6 protein-coding genes are annotated in these 7,273 nt (G+C 64.6%); 4 read left to right on the top strand and 2 right to left on the bottom strand.

The features are described from left to right. Nucleotides 1-642: TetR/AcrR family transcriptional regulator (locus ACO48X_RS09810; RefSeq protein ID WP_485001907.1), on the top strand; the 642-nt coding region annotated here is incomplete at its 5' end. 199 nt (nt 643-841) lie between these two features. On the opposite strand, the gene ACO48X_RS09805 is transcribed toward ACO48X_RS09810, so the two are convergent. Continuing rightward, nucleotides 842-1,369 (bottom strand): DUF4242 domain-containing protein, encoded by a 528-nt coding sequence (locus ACO48X_RS09805; RefSeq protein ID WP_485001906.1) that lies wholly within the window; start codon nt 1,367-1,369, stop codon nt 842-844. Between the two features lie 338 nt (nt 1,370-1,707). On the opposite strand from ACO48X_RS09805, the gene ACO48X_RS09800 reads away from it, so the two are divergent. Further along, the gene (locus ACO48X_RS09800) at nt 1,708-2,796 is read left to right on the top strand and encodes an NADH:flavin oxidoreductase/NADH oxidase (RefSeq protein WP_485001905.1); all 1,089 of its coding nucleotides are present in this window, start codon (nt 1,708-1,710) and stop codon (nt 2,794-2,796) included. 315 nt (nt 2,797-3,111) lie between these two features. Continuing rightward, a complete protein-coding gene (locus ACO48X_RS09795) occupies nt 3,112-3,930 on the top strand; it encodes a TfoX/Sxy family protein (RefSeq protein WP_485001904.1) in 819 nt (272 codons plus the stop codon). Nucleotides 3,931-4,107: 177 nt separating this feature from the next. On the opposite strand, the gene ACO48X_RS09790 is transcribed toward ACO48X_RS09795, so the two are convergent. Then, nucleotides 4,108-6,870, bottom strand: coding sequence for a UvrD-helicase domain-containing protein (locus ACO48X_RS09790; RefSeq protein WP_485001903.1), 2,763 nt, complete (start codon nt 6,868-6,870; stop codon nt 4,108-4,110). 243 nt (nt 6,871-7,113) lie between these two features. On the opposite strand from ACO48X_RS09790, the gene ACO48X_RS09785 reads away from it, so the two are divergent. Then, nucleotides 7,114-7,273 (top strand): cysteine hydrolase family protein (locus tag ACO48X_RS09785; protein WP_485001908.1); only part of this gene is annotated, 160 nt, incomplete at its 3' end.

Raw genomic sequence — 7,273 nt, 5'->3', positions numbered from 1 at the left:
GCTCGCACCGTCGACGCCGCGGGCTTGGGCGCCCTCTCCCTTGCCCGCCTGGCGCAATCCTTGGGCGTCGCGGCGCCCAGCCTCTACAAACACGTCAAAGGCCTCGACGACCTCGTCGCCAGAATCGTGGACTTGACCGCGAACGCGTTCGCGGACGCACTGGCCGAAGCGTCCGTCGGCCGCTCGGGAAAGGACGCTTTGCAGGCGATTGCCTCGGCGTACCGGTCCTTCGCCCACGCTCATCCTGGAACCTATCCCCTCATTCAGCGCTCCCCGCATCGGCGAGCCTTTCGGGGTGGAGGCGGGGCCGACGGCGCAACGAAGGCCTCCCCTTCGAGAAAAGCCGAGGCCTCAGGAAAAACTCCCCCGTCGGAACCGGCGTGCCCCTCTAAAGCGCCGTGCCCGCCGCCGACGATCGACGCTTCGGGGAGAATCGTTCAAATCGCGGACGCTGCGCTCCTCGGCTACGGCATTCCCAAGGATTCCCTGGTCGACGCCGTCAGGCTCGTCCGCTCCGCCCTTCACGGGTTTGTCGATCTGGAGCTGAGCGGCGGATTCGGGGGACGCCGCTCGGCAGAGGCCAGCTTTTCGGTCGTCGTGGACTTGCTCGACGAGGCGCTTGCCCGCCTGGGCCGCGCATAAGGCCCAAAGCAGCCGCCCTGCCTGCCTCGAACTTGCGAGCCCGACGCCCTGCCTGCCTCGAACTTGCGAGCTCCGACATTCCACGGGTCGAAACCCGCAAGGCCCTGAAACCCTCGCGGGTCTCAGGGCCTTGCGGGCGACGAGCCGGAGCGCTGCATGCTTCGGACGTCGAAAGCCTTTTAGCCGTTCGGGAAGCCCCTCAGGCGTCCAGCTTGAAAAGCCGGTCGATGGGCGTCTGGACGGCTGCTCGAGCCCTCGTCACGGCGTCCTCGTCGGGGGCGTCGTAGAAGCACAGGCACTTGGCGGTGTCCTCCCGGACGTACGTCCGCAGGAAGGAGACCTCGGGAACCTCCGCGTACTTCGGGGAATTGGCCTTCTTCCGCGCAAGGTACTGGTCCATCGTGATCTCGGCGGGAATGTCCCATTCGACGAGGTAGTCGGCGTGGGCCTTCAACTTCTTGATGTCGTCAAGCTCGGCGCCCACGAGCCGGACCTCGTCGGGGCCGGCGATTTCGGCAACGCCTTCGACCGCCTTGACGACGGGCGAGGCGAACCGCGGCGAATCCGCCTCGACGATGACGAAGACGATCCGGTGGTCGGACGTCACCTGCGTCTCGATGAGTTCGCCGTCGCTCGAGCCGACGGCGGAAACGACTTTCTCAATGAGGGCGCCGACGGATTCCTTGGTGGCTTCGGCAGGCTTGAGTTCGATTAGGTACAGCGGCAACGTGCCCCTCCTTCTTTGTGCCCGTCAGGGCTTGTTCAGACATTGGAAACTTAATCGACCGTCGCCGCACGTGTCCACCGCTGCCGCCAAATTGCCCGCTTGGAGAACACGTGCGTCGTCTTCGTCACCGCCGATTTGCCCGCACCGGCCCCTTCCCGTGCGACGTTAGACATGCGGCCCCGGCCTGCCGCATCCCCCGCGACGCGGCAGGCGGCCACCCCTCTTTCCGCCTCGCGCCCCGCAGGCTCGCCGCGGCGTCCGAGCGTTCCACGGCGCACAGCGCGACGCCCGGAAATCGTGCGCTTCGGCACTGTCCGCGCCGAGGCTTCGGGCGTACCATGAAGCCTATGAGCATGCTTTTCTCCCCGACGCCATTCCGCAACACGACAGCTCGCAATCGCCTGTGGCTCGCCCCGATGTGCACATACTCGGCCGTTCGGGAAGACGGGCCCGCAACCGATTGGCATACGTTGCATTACGGCTCTCGCGCCGTCGGCGGATTCGGCACGATCATCGTCGAGGCAACGGCGGTTTCGCCCGAGGGCCGCATCTCGCCGCGCGACCTCGGCCTGTGGGACGACGGGCAAATCGAGAGTTTCTCCAAATTGGTCAAGGCCGTTCACACTGAGGGAGCCCTCTGCGGAGTCCAAATCGCCCACGCCGGCCGAAAGGCAGGCACCTCTCCCGCGCTTCGGGGCTACGCCCACGCCTTCGAGGGCACGCAGGACGGCTGGACTCTCGTCGCCCCCAGCCCGATCGCCTTTCCCGGCTTGGACAAGCCGTCCGAACTCGACGCGGCAAGCATCGACGCGCTCGTCGAAGCCTTTGCCCAAGCGGCGCGCCGAGCGGTTGCGGCGGGCGTCGACGTCGTCGAAGTGCACGGCGCCCACGGATATCTCATTCACGAATTCCTTTCCCCGCTGTCGAACGTCCGCACCGACGAATACGGCGGCAGCGAGGAGAATCGGCGACGGTTCCTCATTCGCATAGTCGACGCCGTCCGATCGGCGATCGGCGACAAGGTCTTGTGCGTCCGCCTGTCCGCAGCCGACTGGATCGACGGCGGGATCGACTCCGAGGCAACATGCCGCACCGCAGAAGCTCTCGTCGCCCACGGCGTCGATGTCCTCCACGTTTCTTCGGGGGGCCTCCTTCCCGCCGAAATCCCGGTGGGGCCCGGATACCAGTTGCCGCTGGCCGCTGACGTCAAACGAGCGGTCTCGGGGAGCCAGGCGAAGGTCGTGGGCGTCGGCCTCTTTTCCAGCGGGGAGCAGGCGGAGCAGGCTCTCGTGACGGGCCGGTGCGACGCCGTGGCAATCGGGCGCGTGGCTCTGACCGACCCCTATGCTCCTCTGCGCTGGGCCAACCGGCTCGCGGACGCCGACTCGGTGACGCCCGCGCAGTATTGGCGCGGGATCTGGGCCTGAGTCTCGAAAGCCGTTTTGCAGGCCGGTTGGGCCTAAACCTCTTCCGGCGGCGCTTTCGCCCCGGCTGCGAGGCCTTGACGAGAGCTAGGCAAGGAAAATTGAGCTTTCGCCCCGGGCATTCGCTTCCTGAACCAATGAAGCCGACCCGTGCGCCTTGTTCCACCAGGAACCGTTTGAGAGGAAGAAGACTGGCTCCTCCCCTAGATCCGCGCCTGGCGCCAACCGTCTCGGACTAAGCGACGTTGTAGGCTGAAATGCAAGAATAAAGAACACACGATTCGACGAGCACAGCCAATCGGCATAAGGAGAACGCCCATGTCACACAAGAACCCCGTCACCCCCGCCGATTCCCAGCCCCGCTCGATCGTCGAGGCTTACCATCGCGCTTGGACCGGCGGCGACGTCAAAGCTGCCATGGCGTTCGTCGCCGACGACGTCGCCTGCCGCGCTCCCGGCGTCGATCTTCACGGCAAAAGCGAATACGAGCAGTTCATTGGCGGTTTCGCACCGCGACTCACGGGGCTCATCGACATTGCGAGTTTCGCAGACGGGAACCGGGTCGCACTGTTTTACTGCCCGCAGACCGCCGTGGCCGATGCCGCGCCCGTGGCCGAGTGCTTCACCGTCGAAGGGGGAAAGATCGTCGACAGCGTGCTGATTTTCGACCGGCTTTCCTTCGCCCCTCCGCAGACAAAGCGTAGTCCCGTGCCAAGCGGCGGCTCCAAGAACGGCATGCGTGCAAGCGGCGACTCCAAGGACGGCAGGTTTGAAAGCCCCGCGTCTAAAGATGCGGGGCAAAGAGACCTCCTCGTCGCCCGCCTTCGCGGTCTTCTTGCCGACGAGCCTGCGGTCCGCGAGGTCTCGATGTTCGGCGGTCGGGCTTTCATGGTCAATGAGAAAATGGCGGTCCACGCGTCCAAGGACGGAGATCTCCTCGTCCGCGTCGACGTCGCCGACGACGCGAAATTCAGCGAGGTCCCGGGAGCGTCGCCCGCCGAGATCAGCCCGGGGCGAGCCATGGGAGCGGGATGGATTCGCGCGTCTGCGGCGTCCGTCGCCGACGACGAGCAGTTGCGCTTCTGGCTCGACGCAGCCTTGGCCTACAACCGTGCTCTCACGGGCAAACGCAGATAAAAAGGAGCCCTAAAGCTCTGCTAGGCCCGCAGAAAGAAGCGGCGGCCGTTCAGGCACTGGCAGGCGGCAAACACGGCATTGCAAGGCACCCGCGGAATCGGCAAGCGTGGCATGCGAAACGCACGCGGAAGCAACAAACGCGGCATTGCAAGACACACGCGAAAGCGGCAGCAGGCCTCAGATCTTCTCCAGCGGTGCGAAGCGCAAAGCCAGTCGCTTGGTTTGGCCGCTGGAGAAAGTCACCCTGGCTGTCGTGTTGCGCCCGGTCCCCTCGAAGGCGACGACCTTGCCGCGGCCAAAGCTCTTGTGCACAACCGAATCGCCGACGGCCAGGCCATGGGTGTCAGGAACCGACGGCCCTGCATTCTTCCCCGCCCCGCCGGCCGCGTCGAAGCCCGAGGAGCCTGCCGCCGCGTCGAAGTCCAGGGGTTCGTCGGCGCTCGCCGAAGCGTCAGCCGCCCCCGGCCGGTTCGCACCCCGCGCCGCTCCGGCGCTTTTCCGGCTCGCCGCATCGACGCCGAGCTTTCCCGGCACAAAGCCCTTGCCGGAGCCGACGACGGGGCCGTCGTCCAGCTCGTCGCCGTAGCCTCCGCCGAAGCTTTCGGATCGACGCCTTCCGCCGCTCCCCCACGTTCCGGACCACCCGCCTGTTCGGCGCACGGCGTCGGCGCTTGACTCGGATCGCCTCCAGTCGATGAGAGACTCAGGAATCTCCTCGATGAAGCGCGAGGGAGGAAACTCCTGGGGCGCGCCCCACGAGGCGCGAGTAGCGGCCCTCGTGATGTAAAGCCGCTGACGCGCCCGGGTCACCGCCACGTAGGCGAGGCGGCGTTCCTCTGCCAGTTCGGCGGGGTCGATGAGCGAGCGCATATGCGGGAAAGTCCCGTCTTCCAGGCCCGTGACGAAGACGACCGGGAATTCCAGCCCCTTCGCGGTGTGCACGGTCATGAGCGTTGCCTCGCCCTCGTCGCCGTCGGCAAGCTGATCGGCGTCGGAGACAAGCGAGACCTGGTCGAGCCAATCCGCCAGCGTCGCCTCGGGATTGGCCTTGTGGAAGTCGACGGCGACGGAATGCAGTTCCGCGAGGTTCTCCAAGCGGGATTCATCCTGCGGGTCGTCGCTCGAGCGAAGCATGTCGAGATAGCCCGACTCCTCCATCGCGAAATCGAGGATCGCATCGGGCGCCGCCCCCGCCTCTGCCATTTCGCGCCCGCTTTCGAGCATGGAGACGAAGCCCGCCATCGTCGCAGACGCCTTCTTCCCTATCCCCGAAACCGGGCCGCGTTCGGGATGCGGGTCGCCGACGTCGCAAAGCGCCGCCCCGAAGGACACGTCCCATCGCGCTGCGTGCATGGCCACCGCCTCCTCGGATTTCGCCCCCAGCCCCCTCTTGGGCATGTTGAGAATGCGCCGGATGGAGACGGTGTCGTCGCGGTTGACGATCGTGTGGAGGTAGGCCAAGGCGTCCTTGATTTCGCGCCGCTCGTAGAAACGCGTTCCGCCGATGACCCTGTAGGGGATCCCCGATCGAACGAACAAGTCCTCAAACGCCCGCGACTGGGCGTTCGTCCGGTAGTATACAGCCACGTCGACGTATGAGATCACGGCGTCGTCGCGCAGCCTGTCGATTTCCGACACGATAAATGCGCTTTCGTCGGCCTCAGAGTCCGCGACGTAGCCGACGATCTTCTCGCCGTCGCCGCGGTCGGTCCACAGGCGCTTTGGGCGGCGCCCGCTGTTGTTGGCGATGATGCCGTTCGCGGCCGAGAGGATCGACTGGGTCGAACGGTAGTTCTGCTCGAGGAGTATCGTGCGCGCCTCGGGAAAGTCCTTCTCAAAGTCCTCGATGTTGCGGATCGTCGCTCCGCGGAAGGCGTAGATCGACTGATCGGCGTCTCCCACGACGGTCAGCTCGCCGTGGTTGTCGTCTTCTGCCGTTCCCGTGAGCGCCCGGACCAACTCGTACTGCGCTCGGTTGGTGTCCTGGTACTCGTCGACGAGTATGTGCCGAAAGCGCCGCCTGTAATGGTCGGCGACGTCGGGATGGGAACGCAGCACATCGACCGTGGACATGATGAGGTCGTCGAAGTCCATTGCATTGGCCTGCCTGAGACTGCTCTGGTAGGCAGCGTAGGCGTGGGCAAGCACCTGGGAATCTTGGTCCGCTGCGTCGGCCGCAGCCTGCTCGGGCGTGACGAGGTCGTTCTTCAGGTCTGAGACTCGGCGCGAAAGGCCTTTGGGCGGGTGCGCCCGAATGTCGATGTTTTCCTCGCGGCACACAAGCTTCATGAGGCGCTGGGCGTCCTGCGCGTCGTAGATCGTGAAAGTGGAGCGCATGCCCAATGCGTCGTGCTCGGAACGAAGAATGCGGACGCAGGCAGAGTGGAAGGTCGAAACCCACATCGTGCGTATCGCGCTCCCGCCCAATGCGGACTCGAGCCTCTCGCGCATTTCCCTGGCCGCTTTGTTCGTGAACGTGATGGCCAAGATCTGCCCCGGAGCCGCTCGCCCCGAGGCGATGAGATATCCGATGCGGGAGGTGAGGACGCGCGTCTTCCCAGATCCCGCACCCGCAACCACCAGCAAAGGAGTCCCGGAATGCGTCACCGCCTCCAGCTGCTGCGGATTGAGCCCGGCGACGATTCTCTGCACGCGCGAGTCCCCCGCTGCGCGAGAAGCGAAATCCGATTCGGCTGCAATACGGCCGACAAGGCTCCCGCCGGGACCGTCGCATCCGAGCGATTCGTCAGCGCGGCCGTCGAACCGTTCGCCGTCGTCGATCGCTCCCCAATCCCTGCCCAAATTCTGATCCGCTCCGGCGCTCTGATCCGCTCCGGCATTGCGACTTTCCCCGGAATTCTGAGCGATTCGCGCGCGGAGGCGCTCCATAGTGGCGAGATAGGCGGCGTCGCGTCCGCCCGAAGAAGAACTGTTGCGCATAACCCCTCAAGCCTACGTCAGAACGCCGACCGAATGCTGAAGCGCAAACTTCCACACTTCCAAACCGAACATTTTTACGATATAATTCAGTTTGTAAATTATGCAATAAACCACAAACAACCAGAAAAAGTACAAAGAACCGAACATACTGAAAACACCCCGGCAAGTCGCCAATAATCAAGCGGACTGCCGACAATCAATCAACTTGCAAACAATACAAAACGAACACAAAAAGGAGCATCCATGGCAAACGAGAAAACAGCGCTGGTTGTCATCGACATGCAAAAAGCCGTACTCGAAGCGTCGGCCCACAGCGAAAAAATCCTCGCCAACGTCGTTGCATTGGTCGAGAAGGCGCGAGCGGAAGGCGTCCCGGTCGTCTGGGTCCAGCACGAAAGCGAGG

The sequence above is a fragment of the Peptidiphaga sp. genome, assembly GCF_057238965.1.
This window is presented reverse-complemented; position numbering and strand designations above follow the sequence as displayed.

Bases quoted from the DNA above. Each gene is read 5' to 3' on its own strand.
- ACO48X_RS09800 (WP_485001905.1), top strand. From the start codon at position 1,708: ATGAAGCCTATGAGCATGCTTTTCTCCCCGACGCCATTCCGCAACACG.
- ACO48X_RS09795 (WP_485001904.1), top strand. From the start codon at position 3,112: ATGTCACACAAGAACCCCGTCACCCCCGCCGATTCCCAGCCCCGCTCG.
- ACO48X_RS09790 (WP_485001903.1), bottom strand. From the start codon at position 6,870: ATGCGCAACAGTTCTTCTTCGGGCGGACGCGACGCCGCCTATCTCGCC.